Raw genomic sequence first — 14,771 nt, 5'->3', positions numbered from 1 at the left:
TCATATCGACTATCTTCGTGCTGCGGGGTGTTTCAGCGGCAGCCATGCACCGTCATGAGCACTGCTTGCGACGCACTGCTGAATGAAATACATCCCCTCGACGCCGTCATAAATGTTGGGGTAGATACTGTTTTGTCGATCGAATGATTGACCTGCGGCCCGTTTGACCATGTCGTCATAGGCGAATCGGTAGACGTTGGCAAACGCTTCGAAGAACGCCTCGGGATGTCCGCTCGGCAACCGGCAGGCCGCCTTTCCGGAACCCGTCATGTAGGGTGCATTCGGATCGCGTGTGTAGATCGAGTGTGGCTTTCCGTTCTGGCGGACGATCATCTCGTTCGGATTTTCCTGCCGCCACGAGAGTGCCCCTTTGGTACCGTCGATTTCGATGAAGAGGTCATTTTCACGACCATGCGAAATCTGGCTGGCGGTCACGGTACACAGTCCGCCGTTTTCCATACGGATGATTGCGTGGCCGTAGTCGTCCAGCAACCGGCCCTGTTCGAAGGCTTTCAGGTGGCACGAGACCTTATCGGGCAGCAGCCCGGTCATGAAGCGAGCCAGATTGTAAGCGTGAGTTCCAATATCGCCGAAGCAGCCTGCGGCGCCCGACTTGGATGGATCCGTGCGCCAGGCGGCCTGCTTTTGATCGGATTCCTCCAGCCGGGTGCGCAGCCAGCCCTGAATGTAGTTCGATCGAACCGCCTGAATCTCGCCCAGTTCCCCCGCGAGAATCATCTCGCGTGCCTGGCGGACGAGTGGGTAACCTGTGTAGTTATGGCTAACAGCGAAGACCGCACCGGATTTTTCAACAAGAGTTAGCAATTCTTCGGCCTGCACCAGATCAAACGTCATTGGTTTGTCGCAGATGACGTTGAACCCGGCTGACAGCGCTGCCTTGGCCACGGCGAAGTGCGTGTGGTTGGGCGTGGCGACGGTCACGAAATCAATTCGCTTTTCGGCCGACAGCGCTGCTTCTTTCTTGCAGAGTTCGTCGAACGAGGTGTATGCACGGTCTTCGGCGATGTCATAGGCCGGAGCCGACGCCTTGGCGCGGGCGGGATCCGAAGAGAGTGCACCAGCGACGAGTGCCGCTCGATTGTCCAGCACGGCTGCGGTTGCGTGAACGCGGCCAATGAACGAACCCTGCCCCCCGCCGACGAGCGCCATTCGCAGTTTGCGGTTGAGAGAGCCATTGGTCGTTTCCATGATATGTTCCTCAAGAATGCCGAATCAGGAGTGTGGGAGAGTTCGACTCGAAACGGGTTGAAATGCCTGTCAGAAACCCATTTCGAATGAATTTGGAGCATATCGGCTCGGTCCGCAGTTTGCCATCGATTGCAGGATCTCAGCCTCTTTGGGGCGGTGACTCCCAGCTCACTTGTAAGGCCGGTTATTCGATATCTTCGAGCACCGGGCTGTTCTCCGCACGAAGTTCCCCGTTGCCGGCCCCGGCCAGTTGCTTGATTTCCCGCTGACGTGAGCGCGCTTCAGCGGCTATGATCGGCTGGCGATGGAGACGAATCCTGAGCGGAGTCATCGTGCACGTCTTTGTTTCTGAATATCTCGTGGGTGGAGCATGCGCGGGGGCACGTGTGTCGGCGTCGATGCGACGAGAAGGGCTCGCCATGCTGCGGGCTGTCGCCGTAGACATTGCAAGGCTTCCCGGGACGGTTGTGGTGACAACTTTAGAACCCGGTCTGGCGCTTCCTGATCCGATTCAGACAATCATCGTCGAAAGTGCCGCGGAGGAAGCGAAGTGGTTTGCCAGATTGATTCATGACGTAGACCATGTCCTCGTTATCGCGCCCGAGACTGATGGTCTGCTAGCCGAGCGATGCCGACTTGTGCGAGCCTCACAGGCGGTCTCCTGGAACTGCACGCCCGAGGCGATTGAACTGTGTGGAGACAAACTTCGGTTGTCTCACTTTCTGCAGGCTCTGGGGATTCCCACTCCACGGACGCATCTCGTCGATTTTGCGCAAGAGCCGCAACTCGATGCGGGGCCGATCGTGCTCAAGCCACTCGACGGTGCAGGGTCTTGCCTGACGTTTCTGGTCCGCAACCGGGATGAGTTCCGGCAGGCAGCGGCCGAGTATGAACTTGCAGGCCAAACAGACCACTGCCTCTGGCAACCTTATCTCGCGGGGCGTGCACTCTCGATGGGCTTCAACATCAGCCTCGAGGGGCGTCACGTGGAGTCTCTGCCGATTGCCGAGCAGCGACTGTCAGACGATGGACGGTTTCAATATCGGGGTGGCCTGATTCCTGCAGTCTTACCTGATGCATCGAGAGAGGCCATTCACGAACTGGTGGTTCGCGTCTATCGTGCGATCGACGGCCTGGCAGGGTATGTGGGGATGGACCTGGTACTGACCCCGGAGGGGGAACCGATTCTCATCGAGATAAACCCACGTCTGACTACATCCTATGTGGGGTACCGAAGGGTCTGTCCGAAACTGCTTCCTTGCGATTGGCTGCCGCATCGATTTGAAACATCGCATCTGCTCAAACCGAGTGAAGAAACGCTCGACAAGCTGGAATTCACGCCGGAATGTTAGCACCGTCATATCATTGTTTTTTGTTGTGATAAGACTTTTAAATTGATTCATATCAGGCCATTAACATGTAAGACGATTTAGTTCCGCATGTTTCGTTTCAGGCATTGACATTTAGGGGCAGGGAAATCAACCTCAACTTCAGCACGCCCGGCTCCGGCGGTTTAGTCAGGTTGCCTGTACTTGCTCTTTAATTCGAATGGATCTCGTTTCATGCCACGTGTTGTGATCGTTGGAGGTGGTTTCGCGGGTCTGAATCTCGCCAAGGGACTGGGCAACGTTGCCGATCTCGATGTGACATTGCTTGATCGAACCAACCATCATCTTTTTCAGCCACTCCTGTACCAGGTTGCCATGGCGGGGCTGAGCCCTGCAGAGATCGCTGCGCCGATTCGCAGCGTGCTCGCCCGGTACCGCAACGTCCGTGTCCTTCAAGGGGAAGTCCAGTCCGTTGACGTGCAGCGACAATGCGTCTGCGCGGACTTTGGAGAAGTCGGATATGACTACCTCGTGCTCGCGTGCGGCTCACGACACAGCTATTTCGGTCATGACGAATGGGAAGAGAACGCACCAGGACTGAAAACGCTTGAGCAGGCGACCGAGATTCGGCGACGGGTGCTGTCTGCCTATGAAGAGGCGGAATGCAGCACTTCGCCGGAAGCTCGCAAGCGGTTGTTGACGTTCGTGGTTGTCGGTGGAGGCCCGACCGGCGTGGAACTGGCTGGGGCGATTGGTGAAATGAGCCGATTTACTCTCGCTCGAGACTTTCGCAACATCGACGCCGCTTCGGCCCGTGTCGTTCTACTGGAAGCCGGGCCCCGCATTCTGAATATGTTCAGCGAGAAGTCGTCGTCGCGAGCGGCGCGCGATCTGGAGCAACTCGGGGTTCAGATCTGGACCGGAAGTGCTGTCACCAAAATCGACGAAGACGGGGTAGAAATTGGCAACGAAAGAATTTCGTCAGCTACCGTCCTCTGGGCCGCAGGGGTGAAAGCCTCGTCACTCGGGCAGGCGGCGGGGTTTGAAGTCGACCGGCAGGGGCGTGTCGTCGTGGAACCGGACCTGAGCGTCAAAGGGCATCCACGAGTCTTCATTGCGGGTGACCAGGCGAGTTTCACGCATCAGACAGGGCGGCCGTTACCCGGAACAGCGCCCGTTGCCATGCAGCAGGGACGCTATCTCGCTCAACTGATTCGTGATGATCTTGCGGGACGAACGCGAAAGCCATTTCAGTTCGTGGATAAAGGGCAGATGGCGACGATTGGACGCAGTCGCGCTGTTGTGGAGGTGGGCGGTTACAAACTGGCTGGCTTCTTTGCCTGGGTGATCTGGCTGGTCGTTCACATCTATTACCTGACCGGGTTCCAGAACCGGTTTCTGGTTGTTTCGAAGTGGGCCTGGTCGTATTTGTCATTCCGCCGCGGTGCCCGTCTGATCGTGACCAAGGAATGGAGATTCAACGCCCCGCGCGAAAGGCCGGCGGTCCCCGAGACGACGACTCGTTCTTAAGTCCTCACCACTTGAAGTTCAGGCGAGCGCGACCCCGAACAATGTGAAAGTGGCTGCGAGATTCTGTGGAACGGTCGATGAAGCCGTTTCTTCAGTTCAGCCGATCTTTGACCCGGACAGCACGGTCTGCACCGTGCTGTCCGCTTGAGTTGTGCGAGTCAGTTTGGTTGTGAGCTCACGGGGCGCTGGCTGATCCGGTCGGGCTTGGGGAGCTCGCGACTGTTCGGGTCGGGGCGCCGCTTGAGCAGTTCCGAGAGCTGGAACTTTGCATACGGTTGTTCTGCGGCAGGCTTTTTGTCGGATGTCGCGTTGGCAACCCAGAATTTCGATGTCGCCGGTTCGAACAGAACATTGTGCAAGTTCGACTTCATCGCGATGGGGCGGTCCATCAAACGGAGTGCACTTTCTGCGGTAAAGGTTCCGTAGCCCGTTTGTGCCTGTCGAGTCAGTTCCTGGTAGCGGTCGCCAGCAGAGAGCAGCACACAATCCTTGACCGGATTGGGTAGCAGGGGATGTGATTCCCCCGGCTTAATGACCGAGAAGACATCCCATGAGGCTTCCATCCCGACTGCTTCATTCGTCTGGCCATCCGCAATCACGTAGTAGTACTGGCAAGTGCGGGGGCCATCCCGAAATGTCGCAATCGCCTCTTCGAGCGAACTGGCTGTCTCCAGGGCATCGCGTACGAGCAGGGCCATCGGCCGGCCATTCCAGTGTCCCAGTCCCCCGCCTCCCATTTCCCCCACGGAGATCTGTTCGATATTCATCCCGGTGACCGAGCCGATGAAACCCGCATAACTCACATTGACCCATGGCAACCGACCATCCGGTTCATAGACGACAATCACGGCATGGTCCTGCAGTCCCCAGTCGATGGCGTAGTCGAGCACCCGCCCGTGCAGCAGGTTCCCGTTCTGCGTGGCTGACTTGGCGAGTGCGAAGCCGCTGCAATGAAACAGTTCTGGAATGAAATTCCCCGCGCGCACGTCCGCTACGGGAAGGCCGGATCCGGCCGCCAGCCCGTCCATCTCTTCAAAGTAGCGGGGGGCTACATGAGGTTGTTGAAACGCCACGATCATGTCGATCGCCGTGCGTGGCGTGACCTTAATCGGCCCGAAGTCAACCAGTTTGACCTCCTCTGCCTTATCAACAAGAATTGCCTTCATATTCTGGCGGCAATGTTCCCGCAGTAATGCCCCGTGCTGAAACCCCATCTCGTAAGGGGTTCCCTTCAGGTGAAGCACCGGGTATCCGTCGATGGTTTCCAGCCACCCCTGTCCGCACCGTGCAATCGTCAGTGCGGCCTGTTGTTCCCGTTGTTCGGCGGGAGCTGACTGGGCCTGCAACGGGTCGACCGAGGAGCTGACGAAGAGCGCCACGAGAGCAAGTTGCAGAATACCACTACGGTGAGAAATTCGGATCACGACCGGGCTCCTGAGCAGGGGGGATGCGTGAGGTGAATCGACCTCTGACATCCTAAAGCAAGACGGACACAGAGAGTAGACTACTGGGCCGAATCGACCTGCTTCCCCAAACCTCGGTCGCCTTCCGGAGAAGGTCTAGAGGGCTCCGGCGAGCGATTCCACGGTTGCCACGATATCCGCTGCAATCTCGTCGATTGTTCGCAGGCCATGCGGCGATTCGCAGGGAATCGTGGTCCAGTTCGGCCCCGTCGCCAGTTCCAGATAGACCGAACGAACCTGGTGCAGGTAGTCGGTATCCGCTTCCTGGAGGTCGGCGCTTTTCTCAGTGTAGTCCCGTTTTGATTTGGCCGCGATCAGTTGCTGAGCCAGCGGGACATTGATGTCCAGAAAGAGATTTCGATGAGCGTGGGGAAGTTGATAGATCGTGTGTTCGAGATGCAGAATCCACTCGATCAACTTTGTTCGCTCTTGTCCCGTCGACTTCGCTCCCTGATGAGCCACATTCGACGCGACGTAGCGATCGAAAACGACGATCTCGTGACTGGCGATGGTCTGCTCGATCAGTTCCCGCGATTCGAAGCGGTCCCCAGCGAAGAGGAGTGACGCGAGCAGCGGGTGGACGGTTTCGAGGGTCCCGAATTTGCCGTTGAGAAACTCACCGATCTTCAGTCCGAACTGGGTCTTTTGATAGCGTGGGAAACTGAGCAGCGCGCTTTTGCGGCCCCTGGCAAGCAGATAAGCATGGAGTTTCGCGGCCTGGGTCCCTTTGCCGGACCCATCGATTCCCTCAATGGCAATAAGCAGACACAAATTCGCAGACCCTTCAATTGTGCGTTGATCAATTCCACTTCGACAGATTGTGCTCGGCGGTCCGCAACTGTTGCAGGAGCATCGGACGATCTTTGTTCAGACAGTCCTTCAAGCACTTCTGCAAGAGATCGACCGCCACGCCGGGACGGTTTGCTTTAATTGCAATCAGGGCCAGGTCACGTCGCTGATCGAACGCCTCGTTATGCAGTGCCAGTAACCGACACTGGACACGCCATGCCTGTTCCCAGCATTCTTGCGTCACATGCAGCGCCTTCAGGTTATTCAACATTCGAATAACCACTTCGCGAGGGCGGGCTGGTTCCAGCGATCGTTCAATTTCTTCGCTGCTCAGACCACTCAGCGACTCGATCCATTCGATGCAGTCGTCGTAGTTAAGGACCTCACCCGCGTGGAACGCGTTGATGAAGAACGGACCTTGAATGGTGTCAATGCGGGTCAGAAAGTGCATGGGGGCGGCAACGCCGTTCAGTTCGATTCCGGCACCTTGCGCGACTGCCACGTAGACCATCGACAGGCTGATCGGAATGCCGACACCCGTCTCGATCACCCTGTTGATATAACTGCTTTCGGCACGTAAGTAAGCGTCTTTGTCCCCGTGCAACCCGTGGGTACCCGCCAGGCAACGTACGAGTTCATTCAGCACATCCCGGTCGGATCTCAAGCGAGTGATGTGGCTACGGAGCTCACTTGAACGCCGGTTGATCCATTCCAGGGTATGGTCAAAGTTCAGGTTCGGTTGGGCGTCTCGCGCCAACTCGAGCGACACGCGTATCAGATCCACATCCTGTCGGCGTGCCAACAGCTTGCAGAATTCGTGATCGGCAGTGAATCTGGTGTCAACGGGCATCGGACGAGTGTCCAAAAGGATTGGTAGACGGCATTGATCAAATTCTACGGTTTAAGGGGGAATACGTCGAGATGGACTATTTCCAAACAACGAATCAGCGTGAGGCGATCCGATTTGCATAAGTGGATTCCAGCCGCGACAGGTGGCTCAATGAGAACGTGGCCGCTGACGCCGGTGAGTCTTTCAATGAAGCCGATGAACTGCCCAAGTGGTGAATGTTTTCGATCCACACTTGGCGCCGTCTTGAATTTCCCTCGGAAAAGCAGCGGCTCCGGTCTCTCGTCGGGGTGTCGTTCGACTCAAATGGTGAATCCGCCGGGACGGAAGCTGTGACGACGAGAGTGCTGTGTCAGGTTGTCAGACGCCTCTGTCATTCCGTCGTTCGAAATGATTAAAGTGGTCCGTATCACGCGACGGACTTTCGCACCGAACGCGAACGATTGGGGGGGCTGGTTGATGACGATGACACGTTGGTTTTTGCTGCCATGGGCGATTGCGTTCGCAGCTCTACTGGCCGCGCCGGTGCAGGGAGAAGGAATCAAGGTCACCAATCACGAGTCGGGTTCGACAATTCGGTATCCCGTGGCGCTGCTGCGCGGGGAGCTGAAAGATCGATCGGCCAAAGAGGTCTTCGTTGAGAACAGGTCGTCTCAAAGACCTTCACGGCAAATCGCCGGTGTTGCCCTGGACGGGAATTTCCGAGCACTCGCAGAACTGGTGCCCGGTGAAAACCAATTGCGCGTGAGTGCGGGATCGAACGCGATCGAACTTGTGCTGCACTATCAGCCTCAGACGAACCCCTATTTCGTGCGAGTCATCTACATGACCGACAGTAGCGGGGAAACTGACTACCAGTCGCAGTTCGACGGGGATCCGCAGAACTATGACGACAAACTTGATACCGCGATCAAGCTGCTGCAGACGTTCACCGCAGAGCGGCTGAACGATATCGGCCTGGGGCGACATACATTCAATCTTGAGTTTGATAATCGTGGTCGGATCAAGATTCATACTCTCAAGGGAGAGAAGCCTGCCTCCTATTACTACGGGTTGAGCGATAACGACTGGTACGGCCATGTCAACGAGTGGGTTGGCCATCAATTTCCTGATTCCCATTCCAAGAACATTGTGATCGCAGCGTACACTCGGTTCGATCCGGTCCAGAAGAAAGTCTTCGCCCATACGGCGCTCGGGGGAGGCAAGCTGGGGTTGTTCGGTGGTGGAAGTATCTTCACGTGGCCGAGTACCCTGCAGGACTCTTTTCGTGTCTTCGGAGATGAGACCCCGATCGACGCAGAAAAAGTTCACGAAGACAGTGCCGGACGCAAGACCGTGTGGGCCACGGCTGCAACCACGATGGGGGCGACGCTGCATGAAATGGGGCATGCATTCGGGCTGCCGCACTGTACCGACAATCTGTGCATCATGACACGCGGCTTCGACCATCTGAACCGGGCTTTCACGCTGATCGAACCACGCAGTCAACACAACGAACAACCGATCCCCTTCGCAGATCGGGATGTCGCTTACTTTGCCCCGGTCAGTGCCGCATCCCTGCGCGCAAGTCGGTGGTTTCAGCTCGATGAACGTCGGTACGGGACCGAACAAAAATGGCCGACGTTCCGTCTGGATCGGTCCACAGGTGACTTGCGGGTTCGAGCGGAGCGGGGGGTGAGGTACGTCTCGTTCTCGGTCAACGATGATGCTCGTGGGTTCCGTGACTTCTGGTCAGAGGGGACGTCACCCCCGAAAGAAGTTGTGCTCAGTGCCGACGAGATCAGGCAACTGGCCCCGGGAAAAGATTGGACGGTGAATGCTATCGATGATGAGGGGGAAAGTCGTTCCCAAAGTCTCTCGCAACTCCAGCAGGCAGGGAACTTCATCCGCACCTGGCGTTTCGCGAAAAAGTGGCTCCCCTGGACCGATCATCAGCAATTTCCAGCCGCAACATCGTCTACGCTGACTGAAATCCAACGAAAGGCACTGGCCGCCCCGGTTGTGGAGAGCGACGAGGCATTGATCGATTTCGAGCCTCACTTTCCCAAGGAAAATCGTGTCAACGTGGCGGGCTATGCGGCGCTGAGATTCAATTCGCCGGAACGCCAGACGGTCAAACTGCTGACCGGCAGCGACGACGGCCTGCGGATCTGGCTCAACGGTCACATCGTCCAGGAAAAATTGGCGCTCCGCTCTGCGAGACCCGATGACGATGAAGCATCGATTGAATTGCGGAAGGGAGCCAATCTGTTCCTGGTTGAGGTCTCTCAAGCGACTGGAGGCTGGGCACTTTATTTCCGGCTGGTAGACGCAGAGTCTCGCCCGCTGCTGATCGACTCGAAAGGAAACCTGATGCCGCAGGCCGAATCCTCAGCAGTCCCTGTGCAATGATGACCATTTGAGTTGGCAGGTGCCTGCTTGCTCACAACGGTCGCAGCACCGTCGTAGCGAAGAAGACCGTAGCAGATCCTGTGCTCTGAAACCTGGTGAGTTATGCTCGTACCACCCTCTGTGTGGATCTGATTCTCATCCAGAGGAGCAGCAGATGGCATTGCGAACTGTCATTCTCCCCGGGAGAGGTTTAAGATGTCTGCTTCCAGTGCGCGATCAGGTCTAGCGCGTATCCCTTTGCTTCCATGGCGAACGATGTGAATGGTCGACCCGTCGCGACGTGATCGAGTTGGTCTCGGTTTGATTGGCCTCGGGCCAAGCTGGGAACTGCTGTATCGACCCGCGATCGAGCGATTGCAAAAACGGTTAACCATTCGGCTTGCCTACGACACGGTTGAAGCCCGGGCTCGCTCAGTCGCGGCCGATTTTGAAGCAGAGCCGGTTGGCAGTCTGCATCAGATGCTGAATCGCCCCACGCTACAGGGACTGCTCATTCTTGATCCCGGCTGGCTGGGGGCAGGGGCCCTCGACTGTATCGCGCGGAGCGGCAAGCCTGTCTACCTGGCTTCACCCATCTTGCGCCGGGCCGCAGAACTGCACCGCCTGCTGCGAGAACAGTCTCCCTCAGCGGACTCGGGCAGCTATGCAGTCATTCCCGATGATCGCTGGATGCCGGAACTTCGACTCCGATTTACTCCTGCCAGTTGCCGCTTGCGTGAGTTGATCGCCACCCGGCTGGGCCCGGTGAAAGAGATCCAGGTGGGCTGTAATCTTGACGCCGATCCACTTGAGATTGCTCACATCGTCGACTGGTGTGCGGATCTGATGGGGCAGACGCAGGTCGTCACACAGGCCAGCGATGGAAGCGAGTCGATCCGTTTCGAGTTTGCTCCATCGGGAAACAGTCCACGTCATCGCACGGCCCGTCTGCGTCAGTCGTCAGGTGGGTTGACTTGCGAAGTCACATGTGTCCGCGGACGAGCCGTTCTGCGGGATCGCACTTATATTCGCTGGGAAGCAGCCGAGCAGGCGGCAGAGGAGCATCTCCATGACGAACGGTCAGAGATTGAAATCCTGATTGATCAGTTCTGTCGTCGGGCAGTCGGGGGCTTAAACCCCGTGGGGCGTCTGGAAGAGTTCTCGCGCGCGATGCGGATCGTGGAATCACTGCCGCACCGTCGCTGACCAGAAAACGTTTCGAAAGCTGGCCTGATTGCGACTGTTTTCCACCGACACGCCTCGGAGGATTCACATTCCGGTTCCATCGGAAAAGAAAAAGGGAGTCTGCTTGCTGGCAGACTCCCATGATGATTCGTTTTATTCCCCTTCCGATTCCGCGGCGGGGGCGAAGCCCCGTCGGAGTGTGTTTTCGGTCACGTTGATCGGGATCAGGAAATGTTTGAGGTAGTCGGGACCACCCGCTTTGCTGCCGATACCGCTGAGCTTGAATCCGCCGAACGGTTGGCGACCGACGAGTGCGCCCGTGATTGGACGGTTGAGATACAGGTTACCCACCGCGAATTCCAGCCGGACCCGCTTCAGGTTCGCGGGGCTGCGGCTGTAGCATCCCCCGGTCAGCGCGTAGTCTGTTCCGTTGGCAATCGTCAGTGCTTCGGTCAGATCTTTCGCTTTGAAGACGACCAGAACGGGTCCGAAGATCTCCTCCTGGGCGATCTTGGCATCGGGAGGAACGTCCACGAAAATGTGCGGACTGATGTAGAAACCTTCTGACGACAGGGCGGGATCGACTTCTCCCAGCACCAGACTTCCTTCGGTTTCGCCCTGTTCGATGAACTTCAGGATGCGTGTTGCGGCTTCTTCGTCAATGACGGGACCAATGTCGGTCGCAGGATCCTCGGCGGGACCGACCTTCAACGATTTCGTTGCTTCGATCAGTCGAGCGAGGAATTCGTCGTAAGCGTCTTCCAGCACGATCGCTCGTGAGCAAGCCGAACACTTCTGACCGGCATAGCCAAACGCACTTTGAACGACACCCACAACCGCTTCATCCAGGTCGGCATCGTTGTCGACGATGATGGCGTTTTTGCCTCCCATCTCGGCGATGACGTGCTTGACGCCGAGCTGCGAAACGTGTGGCGCCGCAGCCTGCTCATTGATCATCAGGCCGACCTGGCGTGAGCCCGTAAAGGCGATGCAGTCGACGTTGGGGCTGCCGACCAGTTCGGGGCCTACGTCTTCACCTGATCCCGGCAGGAAGCTGAGCACTCCATCGGGGACACCTGCGGCCTGAATGATTTCCAGCAGCTTTGCTGCCACGACAGAGGATTGTTCTGCCGGCTTCATGATGACCGTATTGCCTGTCACCATGGCTGCGGCCGTCATCCCGGTCAGAATGGCCAGCGGGAAGTTCCATGGAGCGATCACCGCCACGACACCTCGCGGGCGGTAGAAATAGCGGTTCTCTTCCCCCGGCAGGTCGACGTTTTGCGGAGCGTCGAGCTCGCGCATCTGCTGTGCATAGTACATGCAGAAGTCGATCGCTTCGCAGACATCGGCGTCCGCTTCGGCCCACGGCTTACCGCATTCCACGACTTCCCACGCGGCCAGCTCATACCGCCGTTGCCGCATTTCATTCGCCATCAGCTCCAGGTATTCAGCCCGGTATTGGACTTCTGTCCGCGACCAGCTCTGGAATGCCCGGCGTGCGGTATCGATCGCCAGAATGGCATCGTCGGCCGTGGCCGCGGCGACCTTACCGACCACCTGCTGCTTATGCGAGGGATTGCGAGAAAGGAGCATTGGTCGCGCGTGGATCGCCTTGCCCCCGATGACGATGGGATAATCGCCACCCAGATCCGACGAAACTTCGTCGATGGCTTCCTCCATGGCCTCGCGGACCTCATCGCGAGAAAAGTCGGCGACGGGTTCATTCGCAAATGCAGGTCGAGGTGGTTTCTTCTTCGGCGGCGTCGTGGCACCAACGTGGGCAGGTTTCATCAGCAAATCCTCGATCTTCACATTTTCATCATAGCTGTGACGCAGGAACGAATCGTTCGACGTGTTTTCAAGTAGTCGTCGTACGAGATAAGCCATTCCCGGCATCAGTTGTCCGAAGGGAGTGTAGATACGGACGCGATGTCCGATCTCGCTGAACGCCCGGGCCTGCTCCTCGGCCATGCCATACAACATCTGAAGTTCGAACGCCCCTTCCGGCACGTTCAACTGTTTCGCACAGGCAATTGTATGGGACAGGCTCCGCAGGTTATGGCTGCCGAAGGCAGGTCGAAGAACGGTGTAGTTTTCCAGCAGCTGTTTCGTCAGGCGTTCGTAAGAATCGTCCGATTGCCATTTCTCTTCGAAGACCGGGGTCGGCCAGTTCTGGCTTTGGGAGACTACTGTTTCGTAGTCCCAGTAAGCCCCTTTGACGAGGCGAACCCAGACGGGGGTCTGGCGCTTTGCAGACCATTCCAGCAGTCCGGCGAGGTCTCGCTCGGCGTCAGGGAGATAAGCCTGAATGACAATGCCGACGTCAGACCAGTCCCGGAATTCGTCCTCGAGCAACGTCTGCTTAAAAATCTCGAGGGTCAGATCTTTATACGCGTACTGTTCCATGTCGACGTTGAGAAACGCCTGCTGCTCTCGCACCTTTCGCAGCAGCGGGCGAAGACGCTCTTTGACCGCTGCTGCCGTCCCCGCCGCGTCGACCGGGCGGAAGCGGCTGACGAGTGCCGACAACTTGATGGAAACATTCACACGGGGAATGGCACCGATATGGTCGTAATCGGTCTGCGCATTTTCCGGCCAGGCGTTTACGACAGGCGCCAGACCATCGATCAGTTCGAGGTACGACTGCTGGTAGGCTTCGGCTTCGGGTTCGCTGATGACCGCTTCTCCCAGCAGATCGAGCGAGAAGGCGAAACCCTGCTTGCGCAGACTGGTCACTGCGGTCAGCACTTCGCTGACATTCGAGCCTGCGATGAATCGTCGGGCCATTCGTGCCGCGTTGTTGCGGGCATTGTAAGCCAGTGCGCGCGACAGAACGGATTCGGGCGACAGGTGCTCAACGCCAAAGCGGACCATCTCAATCGCGATGGGAAGGTGTTCTTTGACCTCCTGAAAATATTCCTGCAGATGTCGCGTCACGTCGCGGTGCGTCTTCAGTCGCGGAAGGACGTCGACAAACCGGAACATCTGAACTTTCAGCGATTCATCGGCCATCGCCGCGCCGAGGATGCGGTCATCCCACCAGCGACGTTCAAACATGGACGGGCGTCGACGGGAAAGGTGTTCCCAGATGTACGTACCAAGACGGTGCGTCTCGGCTTCGACGGCTTCCACATCCCATGCTGAAGCGGGAACGGCAGGCTGCTCGTCGGACGACAGCTTTGTCACCGCGGGCTGCGGCGCTTCATTTTCAGTGAGTTTTCGAGCGGACTTTTTGGCCAAAATCGCATCCGTGCAAGTCGGAGAAGATTATGAAAATCATGCAGAAACCGCTCCGACGGGACATCATTCGGAGGGGCCAGCCGGACTTCGGCGGACCCCAATTCTATGCGAGGGCCGACATGATTGGGTAGAGTGCATCTCAAAATGAACCGATTCGGTAATGAGATTGCCAGAATCTCGAAATTCCGAGATGTGACATCCATCTCTTTGACAGGAAAGTACGATCATGGCCGTAATTCCACACCCCTTTTCCAATCAGCCTGTGACGCATTGGATTGCCTTGTTTTCAGATGCCGAGTCTGCAGAAGAACGTCTGCGAGCCCTCCAGGCTATCGGGTTGCTGGGGTCTGCAGAAGAAGTCAATCGGCTGGCACAACAAGGGCTGACCGACGCTGATTCAACTGTACGGGCCGCTGCTGCCAAGTTGCTCGGAACACCAGGTCCACTCGACGCGGGTGCCGCAGAGACTCCTTTGACGATGCTGCTTGAAGATGAAGATCCGGACACGCGATTTGAAGCGGCCCGGGCACTTGTTCGTCGCAAATCCCCTCAACAGGCGAAAGCGGTTCAGACGCTGTTCTCGTTCCTCGGCGAAGAGGAAACGCAGCCTTTGATGGTGGCAGCGACGGTGGATGCGGTGGTGGAAGCGGATGAGTTGAGCGCGTCGGATCTGGAGCGGTTTCTGCCGTTGCTCGAAAGTCGCTTCGAGACAGAACGGGGTGAGGTGCGCGAAGCCGTGGCTGCGGCATTTGTTCGCTGGCCGGGACTTTGTGAGAATGTCATCGAGAAGTTGCTGCCACTCCTTGA

The 14,771-nt window shown here is 57.4% G+C and carries 11 protein-coding genes; 5 read left to right on the top strand and 6 right to left on the bottom strand.

What is annotated here, in order from left to right; all coding sequences use genetic code 11:
* Window positions 1–9 precede the first annotated feature (9 nt).
* Both VGE80_RS12630 and VGE80_RS12625 read right to left on the bottom strand, forming a co-directional pair.
* Window positions 10–1,209 (bottom strand): Gfo/Idh/MocA family protein, encoded by a 1,200-nt coding sequence (locus VGE80_RS12630; RefSeq protein ID WP_373653465.1) that lies wholly within the window; start codon window positions 1,207–1,209, stop codon window positions 10–12.
* A gap of 184 nt (window positions 1,210–1,393) precedes the next feature.
* On the bottom strand, window positions 1,394–1,540 hold the full coding sequence (locus VGE80_RS12625; protein WP_373653464.1) for a hypothetical protein: 147 nt from the start codon (window positions 1,538–1,540) through the stop codon (window positions 1,394–1,396).
* A 1-nt stretch (window position 1,541) separates the two neighbouring features.
* Between VGE80_RS12625 and VGE80_RS12620 the strand changes: the two genes are divergently transcribed.
* Window positions 1,542–2,561, top strand: coding sequence for an ATP-grasp domain-containing protein (locus tag VGE80_RS12620; protein WP_440592923.1), 1,020 nt, complete (start codon window positions 1,542–1,544; stop codon window positions 2,559–2,561).
* Between the two features lie 210 nt (window positions 2,562–2,771).
* Entirely contained in the window at window positions 2,772–4,067 is a 1,296-nt protein-coding gene (locus VGE80_RS12615) for an NAD(P)/FAD-dependent oxidoreductase (protein ID WP_397568923.1), read from the top strand.
* 158 nt (window positions 4,068–4,225) lie between these two features.
* Here the strand turns inward: VGE80_RS12615 and VGE80_RS12610 are convergent, their stop codons facing one another.
* The 3 genes from VGE80_RS12610 to VGE80_RS12600 form a co-directional block, all read right to left on the bottom strand.
* Window positions 4,226–5,491: a C45 family autoproteolytic acyltransferase/hydolase gene (locus VGE80_RS12610; protein ID WP_397568924.1), complete on the bottom strand. Its 1,266-nt coding sequence runs from the start codon at window positions 5,489–5,491 to the stop codon at window positions 4,226–4,228.
* Window positions 5,492–5,626: 135 nt separating this feature from the next.
* A complete protein-coding gene (tmk, locus tag VGE80_RS12605; protein ID WP_440592922.1) occupies window positions 5,627–6,301 on the bottom strand; it encodes a dTMP kinase in 675 nt (224 codons plus the stop codon).
* Window positions 6,302–6,329: 28 nt separating this feature from the next.
* On the bottom strand, window positions 6,330–7,169 hold the full coding sequence (locus VGE80_RS12600) for a SirB1 family protein (protein ID WP_440592921.1): 840 nt from the start codon (window positions 7,167–7,169) through the stop codon (window positions 6,330–6,332).
* Between the two features lie 462 nt (window positions 7,170–7,631).
* On the opposite strand from VGE80_RS12600, the gene VGE80_RS12595 reads away from it, so the two are divergent.
* Window positions 7,632–9,557: a metallopeptidase gene (locus tag VGE80_RS12595; protein ID WP_440592920.1), complete on the top strand. Its 1,926-nt coding sequence runs from the start codon at window positions 7,632–7,634 to the stop codon at window positions 9,555–9,557.
* 261 nt (window positions 9,558–9,818) lie between these two features.
* Window positions 9,819–10,742, top strand: coding sequence for a hypothetical protein (locus tag VGE80_RS12590; RefSeq protein WP_440592919.1), 924 nt, complete (start codon window positions 9,819–9,821; stop codon window positions 10,740–10,742).
* 132 nt (window positions 10,743–10,874) lie between these two features.
* On the opposite strand, the gene pruA is transcribed toward VGE80_RS12590, so the two are convergent.
* On the bottom strand, window positions 10,875–13,964 hold the full coding sequence (gene pruA / locus VGE80_RS12585) for an L-glutamate gamma-semialdehyde dehydrogenase (RefSeq protein WP_440592918.1): 3,090 nt from the start codon (window positions 13,962–13,964) through the stop codon (window positions 10,875–10,877).
* A gap of 226 nt (window positions 13,965–14,190) precedes the next feature.
* Between pruA and VGE80_RS12580 the strand changes: the two genes are divergently transcribed.
* Window positions 14,191–14,771: HEAT repeat domain-containing protein (locus VGE80_RS12580; RefSeq protein WP_440592917.1), on the top strand; the 581-nt coding region annotated here is incomplete at its 3' end.

Origin of the sequence: Schlesneria sp. (assembly GCF_036405755.1) — a bacterium.
Classification (GTDB): Bacteria; Planctomycetota; Planctomycetia; order Planctomycetales; family Planctomycetaceae; genus Schlesneria; species Schlesneria sphaerica.
The sequence above is the reverse complement of the archived record's forward strand: the minus strand, read 5'-3'. Positions and strand labels throughout refer to the sequence as shown.

Bases quoted from the DNA above. Each gene is read 5' to 3' on its own strand.
- VGE80_RS12630 (WP_373653465.1), bottom strand. From the start codon at position 1,209: ATGGAAACGACCAATGGCTCTCTCAACCGCAAACTGCGAATGGCGCTC.
- VGE80_RS12625 (WP_373653464.1), bottom strand. From the start codon at position 1,540: ATGACTCCGCTCAGGATTCGTCTCCATCGCCAGCCGATCATAGCCGCT.
- VGE80_RS12615 (WP_397568923.1), top strand. From the start codon at position 2,772: ATGCCACGTGTTGTGATCGTTGGAGGTGGTTTCGCGGGTCTGAATCTC.
- VGE80_RS12600 (WP_440592921.1), bottom strand. From the start codon at position 7,169: ATGCCCGTTGACACCAGATTCACTGCCGATCACGAATTCTGCAAGCTG.
- VGE80_RS12595 (WP_440592920.1), top strand. From the start codon at position 7,632: ATGACACGTTGGTTTTTGCTGCCATGGGCGATTGCGTTCGCAGCTCTA.
- VGE80_RS12590 (WP_440592919.1), top strand. From the start codon at position 9,819: ATGGTCGACCCGTCGCGACGTGATCGAGTTGGTCTCGGTTTGATTGGC.